Source organism: Halospina sp. K52047b, assembly GCF_008709855.1.
Lineage (GTDB): Bacteria > Pseudomonadota > Gammaproteobacteria > Pseudomonadales > Oleiphilaceae > Halospina > Halospina utahensis_B.
This window is the reverse complement of record NZ_VYJH01000002.1, coordinates 255,530-268,598: the sequence shown is the minus strand read 5'-3', so window position 1 is coordinate 268,598 and position 13,069 is coordinate 255,530. Positions and strand designations below refer to the sequence as shown.

Here is a 13,069-nt window from a genome sequence, read left to right as displayed (position 1 = left end):
CGTCCCTAGAGGGGGAGCAGCCCCCTCAGCGTGTCCCGCAGCCCGTGACGCCGAACCGGCTTGGGCAGGTAGGCGTCCATGCCGGCTTCAAGGCAGGACTGCTCGGTATCCTCGAAAACGTCCGCCGTCATGGCGATGATGGGGGTACGCCGGCCCTGGCCCTGGCGTTCACAGGCACGCAGGCGCCGCGTGGCCTCCCAGCCGTCCATCCCCGGCATCTGGCAGTCCATCAGGATGACATCGTACCGGTTGCCGTTGTCACAGATGTCGTCCACGGCGGCCGTTCCGCTGGCGGCACAGCGTACGTGAAAACCAAGGTTCTCAAGCTGTCGGGCCGCGACCCGCTGGTTGACGGGGTTATCCTCCACCACCAGGGCCTCGCGTGTGCGTGTTCCAATAGCCGGCGTGGACTCAGACACACCAGTTGCTTCATCCAGCCCCGGCAGGCGGTCGTGGACTTTCATCGGAATCACAAACCGGAACCGGCTGCCGCATCCCGGCTCGGTGTCCACGGCAACGTGCCCGCCCATCAGCTCAACCAGACGCTGGACCAACGGCAGACCCAGACCGGTCCCGCCGCTACCGCGTGAGGCCGAGATATCCATCTGCTCGAAACTTCCGAACATGTCGCCAAGCCTTTCGGTGGGAATGCCGGAGCCACTGTCGCTTACCTGGCAGATCAATGTTCCCTCGGACTCGTTGTCCAGGCGCCAGGTGGCGCTGACCGTCACCTCACCCTCGGGGGTGAACTTGATGGCGTTGCCGATCAGGTGTGCCAGAACCTGCCGCAGACGGCCCGGATCCCCGAATACTTCCGGTGTTTTCTGCCAATCACCCTCAAATACCAGCCGATAGGTGAGCTGGTTGCCCTCGGCATCGTGGCGGAAGGAGGCGAAACAGTTCTCAATGACGCTGCGGAGATCAAAAGGAGCGTCCTCAAGTTCCAGTCTGCCCCGTTCGATGCGTGAAAAATCCAGAAGATCATTGATGATCACCAGCAGATCCTCGGTGGAGCGGCGGGCAGTGACCACGTAATCCGCCTGGTGGGCGTTCAGTGGTTCCTCCTCAAGGAACTGAAGCATGCCAATAATCCCGTGCAGCGGGGTGCGCAGCTCATGGCTCATCATCGCGAGAAAATCCGATTTGGCGCGGTTGGCCTGTTCCGCCTTGTCCCTGGCCTGGTCCAGTTCCCGGAAGCTGACCTCCCGTTCCGCTTCCGCCGAACGCAGGCGGTAGGCCATTGCCTCAACAGCCTGCTGCAGGGAATGGAGTTCCCGTGCCACACGGGTGTCACGCCGGGATAGATCCGGATCCTCCTCAGGCAGTTTCTGGACAGTGTCCGCCAGGCGTTCGATGGGCCGGCTCAACCGATGGGCGAGGCGGCCCGAGAACAGGAAGGTGGCCGCGAACAGGATCAGGCCGATACCGGCGGACGTCCATAGGATCTCCTCCTGCTCGCCCGCCAGCTCGGCCTCCGAAACCGCAATACGGATTTCGCCCAGGCGCCGGCCGCTGCTTTTCTTCCAGTCTGTGTTCGTTGTCGGGTTGATCGAGCCCTGTGAAGTGGCATCCCCAAGGTTGATGGCGGTCTGGCGCACTGGGCTTGAGAACCGGTGAACCGGCGTATCCGACGGCGTCTGCTCCGAGACCTCTGCCACAATCCGTCCGTCCCGATTGACCACCTCGATGCGGTGAGCGGCGGAACGCTCCAGGGTCTGGGTGATGATGCCCCTGAGTTCCGCCTGGTTACCGGCCATAAGGGGAAACTCCACGGCAGGAGCGAGATTGTCCGCAGTCAGCTGGGTGCTCTGGAAAAGGCCCTCGCGGGCATCCTCCAATCGTGCCTGTGTGAAGAACAGCAGCATCAGCACGAACATGGCGACGGCTGGGAGCATGCCAAGCAACAGGAGCCGATGATAGAGGGTCCAACGAGCGGCTTTCATGGCTTGACCTCCTGACGTTCCAGAATCCGGTGCAATTCCTCTTCGGAAGGCACAAGCAGGTCCATGGAGCGGGCAACCTGGTTATTGACCGCCACACTGAAGGCCTCCGGATAACGGGCGCTGCGCAGCTCACCGTGGTCCAGCCAGTGACGGATCAACTTGCCCGCCTCAAGAATCTGGGTCCGGGCACTGGTGTAGGTTGAGGCGACGGCGCCCGCATCCACAAAGGCCCTGGAAGGACCGATAACGAGCCGGTTACTGCGGTAACTGGTCAGCAGCAACGGCTTGACGGTTTCACGGTTGTAGATGGCGGGGTCCGGCGTCCCCAGAAGGAAGTCTCCATAGCTGAGCGCCCGCGCGAGATTGCGGATGAGCTGATCCTGTGAGGGAATCACAAAGACCCGTGATTCCAGACCGGTCGCTGTGAGCCTGCTTCGGAGTTCGCTATAGTCACCGGCCTGTTCGGGGGAGGCCAGGATGGCCACGGTGCCGGCCCGGGGAATGATCAGCTGGCCCAGTCGGGCCTGACGCGGCAACGGCGGATCCGAATAGATGGCGGAAAAATGCTCCCGGTCCTGGATGATCGAGTCAATGGCCCCGGAGGACGTGAAAAGAGCCAGGACGGGTTGTTGCGGTGCATTGGCCCGGATCTCGGAGAGCGTTGCCTTATCCAGGGTAATAACCAGTTCTCCCGCGTCGCTGCCGGGAGACCAGGCACGCACGGCCGCACCACTGATTTCGTCGCTCAGAAGTCGCCGCACCTGCTGGAATCGAGGGTGATCCACGGGGGCGATATAGACCGTCTGCTGTGAATCGGGCAGGGCAGATACGGGATACAACAGTGCCGCAAGCGCCAGGAGTAGACTCCCTACGCCGATCCCTGCCTGCCTGAATTGATTACCCATAATCTGATCCCTCAGAATCGAAGGCGCGCCTCCGCGAACAGATGGTTCTGGTCCGCCCAGTTATTGTCCTTGCGGTAAAGCGGATCCTCCGTCAGATAATGACGGTATACGCCGGCCAGTTCCACCATGGTTGTATCCAGATGCCAGCGACGGGAAACGCGGGCATCAAGGCGTTCGAAATGGAAGTTCCTGAGCTGGTCTGTGAAATAGTAGGACACTGCTCCCGAAATGCCTCTACCGAAGCGCTGAATCCACGCAACACTGCCACTGTGACGGGCATTCAGGCGCTGTTCCAGGCTGACCAGTTCGCGCTGCCTCTCCGGATCACTTTCCCTTTCGCCCGTATAGCGCCCTTCTGTGTCCAGATAGCCATAGGTAAGCCGCAGTCGGCTTCCCCGCATCTCAAGGTTCGCTTCCAGTTCGAAGCCTTTCTGGGTCTGGTCAACATTGTTTTCCAGATCCCAGCGGGATTCATCATTCTCATTCAGTCCGAGATTGGTCACGCCTGATATTAGGTTGTCGAGCGAATCACGGAACAGTTTGATTTCGCCCTGGAACAGGCCGGTCGTCATGCGTTTCTGATACAGGTAACTGATTTCCCGTGACGTTATCGTTTCTTCTTCAAGCGGTCTGACCTCGGGGCTGGCCGTACTCAGGTTGGGCCCCCGCCTCTGTCCCTCAAGAAAGGGACGGAGCTCCTCAGGCGTGACGTTCTCCCCCCGGTACTGCCAGTCAGGCCGGCTCTCAAAAGGGTCCGGCAGGCGGTGGGCACGGGAGAAGACAAAACGCAGCGTCTGGTTGTCACTGAAATGGATATTCGCCGCGCCGCGGGGTGAGAAGAAAGAGCCACTCAGACTGTCGTCCTCCCACATGCCCCCAAGATTCGTGGTCAACCAGGGTGTCGGCTGATGTTCAAGATTGGCGAAAACCCGGCTCCGGTTGGTTTCTCCGCTACCATTGAAGAACGTATCGGATTCATAACGGTCTTCCCTGTAGCTGGCACCAAACACCAGTTGTGTGGTGGAAGAGAAGACGTTGGTCTGCTGGAACTCGATATGCGTGCGTGTCTCTTCAAGATCCTCATTAACATCGGTTTCAAAGGCGGGGATGGTGACCCCATCCGGCACGGCACCATCATCCAGAACCGCTTCCGGATCCGGGAAGGAAGCACGCCAGCCCTGGCGACGGTCCCGGGTCTGGTGATAGAGCTGCAGCTCGAAGAAACGATCTGCAGAGGGTTCATGGTGCCAGGTGATGGAACCGTGCCAATCCTCCCCGGTGATATCCGGGTTTGTGATGGGGTTGAAGCCATCGTATTCCGATGGATCAACCTTCTCGTTCAGCTCATGGTAACCCGTCTCCACCGCCAGCCTGTCGGTGGCGCCCAGTGCCAGCTCCCCGGAGTAGTTGATGGAGAGGGTGTCATACCCGTCCCGACTGTTCCGGGTGCGGTCTGTACGACTGCCTGATGCGTCCCGCCTGTAGCGGAAATCGAAACCGTCACTACGGCGCTGGTTGACCGAAAGCCGCCAGTCCAGTGGGCCGGTCTTTGAGCCCACTGAGCCGTAATAGTGACCGAAACCATCGTCACCGCGCAGGCCTTGCGTTCCCCGCAGTTCGACACCGTGGGTATCACTGGGGGAGCGGGTTATGATGTTGATCACAGCAAGGAAGGAATTAGCCCCATAGGCGGCGGCGTTCGGTCCACGGGTCACTTCAATGCGGTCGATCGCATCAATGGGCACAGGAAGATTGGTCCAGTCCATGTCCGCCAGGCTGGCGTTATAGTAGGAACGCCCGTCGACCAGCACCTGGAGGCGGCGCTGCTCAACCGCTACGGTCCCGTGATAGGAGACAACCGGATCATTGCTGCCGACATAACCGACCGTCATCCCTGGAACAAGGCGGAAGGCGTCCCAGAGGTTGAGTACACCGAGATCTCGCAGCAGCTCGCCTTCCAGAATGGTGACGGTACCGGGCGTTTGCGCCTTTGACTGCCTGAGACGACTCGTGGTGAGAACCTGGGGAAGGGCGTCTGTATGCGGGGCGTCCTGGACACCGGCGCCGCTCCACTCCTGTGCCGCTACCACACCTGGCACAGCCCCCCATACCAGAAGAAGGGCGAGAAGAGCAGGGGCGCATCCAGGCATGCGCAACAGGGCATGTCGCATGGCAATGTCCTCTGTGGTCAGAACATACGGGCCAGTATCGATTCCGGCAGCCGGCGCAGGAGAAACGCTATGGGGGTCCAGGGCCAGGGCGGCACGCACGCCACGGGTCGGCCCTTCTCGATAGCCGCCACCATGGCCCGGCACCCTGTCTCAAGATCCACCCGGAAAGGCGCGTTTTTCACGTCTTCGTTGATGGCCGTGAGAATATAACCGGGGAGCAGGGTGGTTACACGGATGGGCGAGGCCTTTTTGCGCAGTTCAACCCGGAGCCCTTCAGCTAGAGAGGCCACTCCCGCCTTGGTGGCCCCATAGACCGTCATGGTGCCCGGCATTCCACGGACTGCCGAGATCGAGGAAACGGCCACCAGATGGCCGTGATTCTGGCGGCGCAAAATCGCCATGGCCGCCTCAAACTGGGCCAGAGCGGCCACGAAGTCGGTCTCGGCGGTTTCCCGGTTGGCATCGAAGCGGCCGGTGCCCAGTGGCTGCCCCTTGCCGATACCGGCGTTGACCAGCACCCGGTCAATACGCCCGAACTGCTCGCAGAATGCATCAAATACCTGGAAAACGGCGTCATGGTCATTCACATCCAGAGTGGCAACCCGGACGTCCACACCCGGATGATCCCGCTGGATGTCAGCCTGGAGCTGCTCCAGACGGTCCATCCGGCGAGCACAGAGGGCGAGACTGCAGCCACGGGCGGCAAACTCGCGGGCCATGCCTTCTCCGAGCCCGGAACTGGCTCCGGTAATGAGTACCACAGATGTCATGACGATGCCTCCTCTGCAAGTGGATCCTGGAGCTGGCGGACGTCCAGGCCGGATGACCTGAGAAGCGCATTGGCGTAGACCCCGAGAAACCAGGGGTGCTGTTCCGGCGACATGCCGCGCAGTCGCCCGTCCAGCCATTCATGGGCCTGGCGAAGGGCCTCCCGCTCGGGCATTTCCACGCTGTCGGGCAGGGCGGATACCTGATTGCGGGTGGCCAGCTTTTCCGCAGCGGCGTAATTGACCGGGAAGAACCGGGACAGCCCCAGAATCTGGTCATCCACCGCGGCCGCGACCTTCTGTGCGCTTTCGAGCCCTTCGCCGAGTGGCGAGCCGAAAGCCACATGGACGCGCCCCTTGTGACCGGTAATGCCGCGCACGATGCTTTCCATGTCCTCTCCCGGACGTTTGCTGTAGCTGCCGCTGCGGTAGTGGGATTCAAGCTCCCGTGCCTTGTCACCATCACATGGATCAAACTCATAGGATATGGCAACGGGCACAATATTGAGATCCCGTACCGCTTCCGAGAGACTCACGCCATCACGCTTGTGGCTCATGTGGAGCATCTTGATGATCGCCGGATCCGTAACGTCGATACTGTCCTTGGCGCGGCCCTCGCGTTGGGCCATCCATACGGAGTGCCCATCACCGAGCGATTCCCGGATGTAGCCGGACAGGGTCAGGAAAGCATTGCGCATCTCGCGGGGATTGGAGAGGTTACGCCGGACGATGAAGCTTTTGTTGAGCCGCATCATGTCCGCCACCATGGGGTCATCAACCAGGTTGTCGCCAATGGCGATACGGGTTGTGGCATGGCCGCTCTTATAGAGAACGAAATTGACCAGCGCCGGATCCAGGACAATGTCCCGGTGGCTGGACAGGAACAGACAGGGCTGGTCCGAACGCAGGTTATCCAGACCGGACCAGCTGATGGCATCCGTGGTATTGCGCAGCCCGCGCTCGATCAGCGGCGCCACGCGGTGCTGGAGTTCGTCGACGGAATCAATGCTGCCGAGCAGGCGCTGAAGCTGCCAGCGGACCCAGAATCGAACCACACCGGGCATAAAGCGGTGCAGCCATTCCGCGCGGAAGCGCCCGATCAGGTCCTGGAATTCAGGCTGCCTGATCAGGCGCTCGATAACAGGCTGAACCTCGTCATCCGAAAAGGGCCGGATATCGTCTGAATGGGACATTGCCGCTCCGTTTGGCCAAATTCAGACGGGCAGGATAGCCATCTTTCAGGCCGACGTCATGTCTCCAGCGGCAGGAGCTCCCGGACGTCGCAGCCCAGCGCCTCCGCAAGCCTGTAGACTTTCTCCAGGGTGATGTTCACCTGTCCACGCTCAATCCTCCCCATGTAGCTGCGGTCGATCCCGGCACGCAGCGCCAGCTGATCCTGGGAAATGGCGCGGGCTCTGCGGACCTCGCGGACATTGCTTCCGAACTTCTTTGCGTTGTATTTCATGACTCGCCTCTCATGCGGCTGAGACTATCCCGATTCTGACTTTTTGGCGCTACAGTCTATAATCCTCTGACTGTCCAGCGATTTTTCCGCATTTTATATCTAGTTGTTTTGCGTCCCTAATTGATTGCATAGTTCCATAAATAGTTCCACTGAGAAAGTACCAAGCGTTTCCGGAGGAAATCCCTTGCCTGGCGCCTAACTGCGCCGTCGCTATGCCTCATGTACCTTTATTACGCATAATGTATATTATGTTAAATATAGGCGGGAGGCAAAAATTCAAGTACCTTCCTCTTGGACGTCAACACAAAGTACTAAATTTCTCCACACAAAGTGCTGAATTCCAACACTCGGTGGACAGCCTGGCCGTTCGGCTAGGGGCTCCGCTTCCCTGTCCCCCACGAAACTTGCAGCTCAAGTAATCCGGCCAGCACCACCTGTATCCGAAGAAGAGCTATCGAAGCGCTACGTGACATACTTGGCGCACCCTATAAAAAGCCCCGGCACACGAGGCTGTGTGAAAACAGCCTCCTTGGGCTGGCAAAATAACCGCGACACTGTTCGCGGTTATTTTTTATGAGACACCTCGAAGGCACTCCCCGTCACCAAACCCAGCTTCTACCCCCGAGCGTTGACCCAATCAGCCGGTGACAACCAGCAACTTGCGCCGATCACCGATGCCAGCCGGGAGACGGTTGGCGGCGAGCTTGAAGAAGTCGTCGCCGATGCCGGCTACTCCAATGGGGAGCAACTGCGTCAGGTCCAATCCAGTGGTATCAAGGTAACGGTGCCGTCGAATCGTGCCGCCAACAATCACGGTACCGGGAAGCATTTTCAAAAAAGCGACTTCACCTACCTGCCCGAGCAGGATGCCTATCGCTGTCCTGCCGGCAAGTACCTGCCCCACAAGATCATCAGCCGAAGAGATCGACTGCACCTGTATTCACGCAGCGGCTGCAATCAGTGCCCGATGCAGGCGCGCTGCACCAACGCTGACCGGCGCTCGATCACGCGCCACTTCGATGAGCAGATCCTGGACACCGCCGATCAAGCGGCGACACCGAAGCGAATGGTTCAGCGCATGACATTGGTCGAACCGCCCTTCGCGATCCTCAAACGGATGCTCAACCAGGGTCGGTTCCGTTGTTGGCGGCTGGCATCGGCCAGCAGTGAGTACAGCCTGGGCGTTTTGAGCTACAACCTGATGAAGGCGATCAATGTTCTGGGGGTTCAGGGGATGCTTGCCAGGCTGAGGTGACTGGCCACCCTTTTACTTTGTCTTAACAGCAGCAGGTGTTTGAAAACAAAAATGCCCTGGAGACATCTCCAGGGCATCTGGCTCGCCCTACGAGGGCTGTGTAATTGAGTTCTCACACAGCCTCCACACCGGGGCTTTTACTCAGGTTCCGCGAGCTCAAGCTAGAAGCTGTATTGGGCAAGATACATCAGGCGATTGGCGTCTCCATCATTCCCACCTTGAGTTTCGGTCTCAAGGTTTGCGAACTCGACCCCCATAGTTACGTTTTCAACCGGTGTCCATTTATAGTTCACAAAGACCATCGTGTTGGTATCTGTGTCAGTTGGATCGAGTGCCCCTGCACTAACCGCATCGTCAAGGTCTGATGTCGCCGTGCCGTAGCCAGCGTTCACAGACTGACCGCCACCAAAATCCATGGTTGCACCAAGGGTGCCAGCGTACGCCTCAATGGTCTCAACCTCGCCACCGTCAACGTATGCATCAGGTTGGCCGAAAGCGCCACCCGCGCGGTAGACATACGAGTTTGCGCCGTCTGCGTAATTCATCGTTACGTTGACAGAGAACGCATCCGTGAGAGCCATATTAGCTGCAACAAAAGCCCCATAACCGATTGCAGAATCATCGTCAGTGTTAGCTGGGGTATTACTACTGGCATTGTCGAAGGCTGTTTGCTTGGCCATCACGCCGGTTGCATACGATAGCCCTTCCATTGAATCTGCTAGCTTCGCAGTCAGTACCGGAGAAGCGGTCTTGTCAGTACCGCCCTCAACACCACCTCCGAGGACAATTGGCTCCTCAAGAGAAACCGAGACGGGACCGCTGGTGTAGCGAATCTGCTCTGTGCGAAAAAAAGTCCCTGTCGCTCCGGGCATTGCGTCAAAATCAAGCGTCGGCGAGAACGCCACAAAGCTGTTGTAGTTCGACCAGGTACGACCTACCAAAACCCCTTTGTATTCGCCATAGGCCTTACGCAGGCGTATTTTTGCGCCGTCCCCGTTATCCCCTTCAAAATCCGTTTCCATTACGATTTTCAAATCCTGGGGAGTCGTTACTGAGAGACCAAGACGGCTGGTGGTGGTGTCCATGCCGAAATGCCCGCTGGATGTGTCTGCATTGCCGGTCGTAATACCTGAAAAGTTGGCAGCCCTGCCGCCACCTGGGTTGATGTCTTCGTCCAGATCATACGAGGCAGCTACTCGAGCAAAGCCATAAACTGAGCCCTCGACACTGCCGGCAGTGAAGTCGACGGCATTGGCCTGGCCTGCAGTGCCGAGAATCATTGCAGCAGTCGTGGCACGAACCGCCAGAGTCATGTTTGTTGTTTTCATTGAATTACTCTCCTTACGTTATTGTTTTCAACTCTTACTTGATTTCATGCAGAAACAGACTTGGGTCAGCGCGGACCTGAACAAAGTGCGTCCAGGCTGGCCCAAGAACGCGTTCAGTCCGGATCCGTGGCGCCCGGCGCCTCTGGGTCCGGCGTGAAGCGCAGCAGATGGGTCCGCTCAATCATCCAGTACAACAGCGCCCCGGTCGCCAGGCCCCAACCCGCACCGTAGACTGCCAGTACCACACCCATGGTCCCGGCAATGCCGCGCTCAGTGTTGTTCTCCAGCTGTTCCAACCCCACCATCAGGCAGATGTATCCGGTCAGCAGCAGCGTCAGTGACAACGCAATGGGCAGAACCGGCTGGAAGAAACTGACCAGTGGCAACAGGAATACAGCAATGAAGCCGGTGATCCAGAAGGTGCCGCCACCGCTGAAGATGGAGTCCATCGCCTTGCGGCCGTACTTATAGCGCTCAGCCATGGTCGCGGTGACCGCCGTCCAGATCGGTCCGGCCAGCCCCGGATAAGGTGCGAAGAACGCATGCAAACCATTGCGGATGGCAGTGATCAAGTGGACACGGTTGAGACTGGAGTCGATGTCCTCATCGCGGCGCAGATGATCCACGCGATCCATCAGCGACTTACCGACGATGATGTCACCAAAGGCGATAATGTAGGCAATCACGGCCGTGGGGATCGCGTAGAAAAACAGCTCCCAGTCCGGGAAGCCCACCATGAACGGCAAATAGTTCCACATCTCGGCAAAGGCCGGCTGCGTGAAGCCCCACTCCACATTGGGCACATCGTATTCCCCAACTATAAAACCGACCAGAATGGCGACAATCATGCCGGGCACCATGCCGTAATTGGCAATCTTCCTGGCCAGCTCACTCTTGTCCACAATGCCCTTGAACGAGACCGAAAACATCAGATACAGGCAGATCACACCGCCGGCGATCAGTGATATGGGCGTCTCCGCCAGGCGGCCACCGGCCTCGATCTCACCCATAAGAGCGGCGAAACCGGCCCCGATGATGATTCCACCTTTCATGGAGCGGGGAATCACCTCCACCAGCCTTGCACCCAGTCCCGTTATCCCCAGTATCAGAAATATCAGAAACACCAGAAACTGCAGGGCAAACATGGCCTGGATGGCTTCAGCCCCGGGTTCATAGTCACCCAGAAACAGCAGAACGACCGGTATTGCGGGCGTTATCCAACCGGGTACCATCGGCGTGCCCAGAAGTGCCGGCAACATGAAGCCGATACCGCAGATAACCACGTAGGCCAGCGCCACGTCATAGGGAATACCCAGATACTGCTCAAGCAGCGGAATCATTCCCAGACTGACCACAAACATGATCAGCCCCTGGAACATCTCGGCCGTTTCCCAGCGGTAGTGAATAAAAGGCAGACGGATCTTGAATGGGCCAGCCGGCCAGTACGGCTGCTCCTTCCCATGTTCACGCTCATAAAGTTGCATATAGGCCTCCATTACCCCGGCATGACCGGGGTCTGATTGTTGTTATTCAGTGACAAGGGGAGTCCGATCAGGCGGATTTGGCCTGGTCCCGCAGCATGAACTTCTGGATCTTGCCGGTCGAAGTCTTGGGCAGCTCCTGGAAGACCACCGTCTTGGGCACCTTGAACTTCGCCAGCTCACCGCGGCAGAACTCGATGATGTCTTCCTCCCAGACATCAACTGCGTCCGGTTTGAGCGTGATGAAGGCACAGGGCGTCTCGCCCCACTTCTCATCCGGGCGACCACGGCCGCTTCAAGCACCGCCGGGTGCTTGTAGAGCGCGCTTTCCACCTCAATGGTAGAGATGTTCTCGCCACCGGAAATGATAATGTCCTTCAGACGGTCCTTGATCTCGATATAGCCATCCTCGTGCCAGACGGCCAGATCCCCGGTGTGGTACCAACCGCCCCTGAACGCTTCTTCCGTGGCCTTGGGGTTTTTCAGGTAGCCTTTCATGACGGTGTTACCGCGCATGCAGATCTCGCCTACGCTCTGGCCGTCTTTGGGTACCGGCTCCATGGTGTTGATATCGGCCACCATCATCCCCTGCAGAGTCGGATAGCGCACACCCTGGCGGGCTTTGAGGTCAGCGCGTTGTTCCAGGGGCAACTCATTCCACTCATCCTTCCAGGCACAGATCGTGACCGGCCCATAGACTTCCGTCAGGCCGTAGGTGTGGGTAATGTCAATGCCCATGTCCTCGATGGCGCCGATGACCTGTGCGGGCGGCGCGGCACCGGCGGTCATGGCCTTGACCGTGTGTTCAATACCCTGACGAGGTGACTCCGGCACATTCAGCAGGGCATTGAGCACGATGGGCGCACCGCACATGTGGGTCACGCCATGCTCGCGGATCAGCTGCAGGATCTTCTCCGGATCCACGCGGCGCAGGCAGAGATGGGTGCCCGCCTTCGCAGTCACGGTCCAGGGGAAGCACCAGCCGTTGCAGTGGAACATCGGCAGCGTCCAAAGGTAGACCGGATGCTCGGGCATCGACCAGACCGCCAGGTTACCCAGTGCGTTCTGGAAGGCACCCCGGTGGTGATAGACCACACCCTTTGGGTTACCAGTGGTGCCGGAGGTGTAGTTCAGGGAGATGGCATCCCACTCGTTGTCAGGCAGCTGCCATTCAAAAGCCGGATCGCCTTCAGCCAGAAAGGTCTCGTAGTCCAGGTCGCTGATCGCCTCGCCCTCACCGTATTCCGGGTCGTCCACATCGATCAGCATTGGCGGATTGTCCAGCTTCTGCACCGCCTCGCGGATTACGCTGGTGAACTCGCGATCCACCAGGAGCACCTTTGCTTCACCGTGCTCCAGCATGTAGGCGATAGCATCCGCATCCAGGCGCACATTCAGCGTATTGAGCACCGCCCCGATCATGGGCACGCCGAAATGGCACTCGAGCATGGTGGGAATGTTCGGTAGCATGGCCGCAACCGTGTCGCCTTGACCGATGCCACGCCCGTGCAGCGCCGAGGCAAGACGACGGCACCGCTCATAGGTTTCGCTCCAGCTTTGGCGGATATCGCCATGGATCACGGCCGTGTACTCGGGATAGACACCCGCTGTGCGGGCAATGAAATCAACCGGCGACAGGCTGCTGTAATTGGCCTCTGTCTGCGGCAGTTCCTGATCGAAAATAGACGTCATGGCAGTTCTCCTGATGACCTTGTTGTTGTGACGGAAGAACGGATCCGGGGTTATGTACTAAC

9 protein-coding genes and 1 pseudogene are annotated in these 13,069 nt (G+C 58.9%); 1 reads left to right on the top strand and 9 read right to left on the bottom strand.

The features are described from left to right. Positions 1-5: 5 nt before the first annotated feature. Genes F3089_RS03700 through F3089_RS03675 form a run of 6 tightly spaced genes read right to left on the bottom strand, consistent with a single transcriptional unit; the run spans position 6 to position 7,251 of the window. On the bottom strand, positions 6-1,943 hold the full coding sequence (locus F3089_RS03700) for a HAMP domain-containing hybrid sensor histidine kinase/response regulator (RefSeq protein ID WP_151439497.1): 1,938 nt from the start codon (positions 1,941-1,943) through the stop codon (positions 6-8). Continuing rightward, complete coding sequence (locus F3089_RS03695) at positions 1,940-2,848, bottom strand: hypothetical protein (RefSeq protein WP_151439496.1); 909 nt, start codon at positions 2,846-2,848, stop codon at positions 1,940-1,942. The genes F3089_RS03700 and F3089_RS03695 overlap by 4 nt, the downstream gene beginning before the upstream one ends. Positions 2,849-2,859: 11 nt before the next feature. Continuing rightward, a complete protein-coding gene (locus F3089_RS03690; RefSeq protein ID WP_151439495.1) occupies positions 2,860-5,019 on the bottom strand; it encodes a TonB-dependent receptor plug domain-containing protein in 2,160 nt (719 codons plus the stop codon). A 17-nt stretch (positions 5,020-5,036) separates the two neighbouring features. After that, positions 5,037-5,789 (bottom strand): SDR family oxidoreductase, encoded by a 753-nt coding sequence (locus F3089_RS03685; protein ID WP_151439494.1) that lies wholly within the window; start codon positions 5,787-5,789, stop codon positions 5,037-5,039. Further along, complete coding sequence (locus F3089_RS03680) at positions 5,786-6,979, bottom strand: 1-acyl-sn-glycerol-3-phosphate acyltransferase (RefSeq protein WP_151439493.1); 1,194 nt, start codon at positions 6,977-6,979, stop codon at positions 5,786-5,788. The genes F3089_RS03685 and F3089_RS03680 overlap by 4 nt, the downstream gene beginning before the upstream one ends. 56 nt (positions 6,980-7,035) lie before the next feature. After that, positions 7,036-7,251 (bottom strand): helix-turn-helix domain-containing protein, encoded by a 216-nt coding sequence (locus tag F3089_RS03675; protein WP_095616915.1) that lies wholly within the window; start codon positions 7,249-7,251, stop codon positions 7,036-7,038. A 628-nt stretch (positions 7,252-7,879) separates the two neighbouring features. Here F3089_RS03675 and F3089_RS03670 point away from each other — a divergent pair. Then, positions 7,880-8,506: a transposase gene (locus F3089_RS03670; protein ID WP_151439492.1), complete on the top strand. Its 627-nt coding sequence runs from the start codon at positions 7,880-7,882 to the stop codon at positions 8,504-8,506. Positions 8,507-8,667: 161 nt separating this feature from the next. Here F3089_RS03670 and F3089_RS03665 read toward each other — a convergent pair whose 3' ends face one another. The 3 genes and pseudogenes from F3089_RS03665 to F3089_RS03655 form a co-directional block, all read right to left on the bottom strand. Beyond that, positions 8,668-9,834: a DcaP family trimeric outer membrane transporter gene (locus F3089_RS03665; RefSeq protein ID WP_151439491.1), complete on the bottom strand. Its 1,167-nt coding sequence runs from the start codon at positions 9,832-9,834 to the stop codon at positions 8,668-8,670. A 113-nt stretch (positions 9,835-9,947) separates the two neighbouring features. Next, positions 9,948-11,318 carry a solute carrier family 23 protein gene (locus F3089_RS03660; protein ID WP_151439490.1) on the bottom strand — a complete coding sequence of 457 codons (1,371 nt, stop codon included), beginning with the start codon at positions 11,316-11,318 and terminating at the stop codon, positions 9,948-9,950. Positions 11,319-11,385: 67 nt separating this feature from the next. Continuing rightward, positions 11,386-13,007 (bottom strand): annotated as a pseudogene (locus F3089_RS03655) (acyl-CoA synthetase). Between the last annotated feature and the right edge of the window lie 62 nt (positions 13,008-13,069).

What these genes read in the sequence shown, in the direction of transcription:
- F3089_RS03665 (WP_151439491.1), bottom strand. Translation starts at nt 9,834, where the DNA reads ATGAAAACAACAAACATGACTCTGGCGGTTCGTGCCACGACTGCTGCA.
- F3089_RS03660 (WP_151439490.1), bottom strand. Translation starts at nt 11,318, where the DNA reads ATGCAACTTTATGAGCGTGAACATGGGAAGGAGCAGCCGTACTGGCCG.
- F3089_RS03685 (WP_151439494.1), bottom strand. Translation starts at nt 5,789, where the DNA reads ATGACATCTGTGGTACTCATTACCGGAGCCAGTTCCGGGCTCGGAGAA.
- F3089_RS03700 (WP_151439497.1), bottom strand. Translation starts at nt 1,943, where the DNA reads ATGAAAGCCGCTCGTTGGACCCTCTATCATCGGCTCCTGTTGCTTGGC.
- F3089_RS03675 (WP_095616915.1), bottom strand. Translation starts at nt 7,251, where the DNA reads ATGAAATACAACGCAAAGAAGTTCGGAAGCAATGTCCGCGAGGTCCGC.
- F3089_RS03690 (WP_151439495.1), bottom strand. Translation starts at nt 5,019, where the DNA reads ATGCGACATGCCCTGTTGCGCATGCCTGGATGCGCCCCTGCTCTTCTC.
- F3089_RS03680 (WP_151439493.1), bottom strand. Translation starts at nt 6,979, where the DNA reads ATGTCCCATTCAGACGATATCCGGCCCTTTTCGGATGACGAGGTTCAG.
- F3089_RS03695 (WP_151439496.1), bottom strand. Translation starts at nt 2,848, where the DNA reads ATGGGTAATCAATTCAGGCAGGCAGGGATCGGCGTAGGGAGTCTACTC.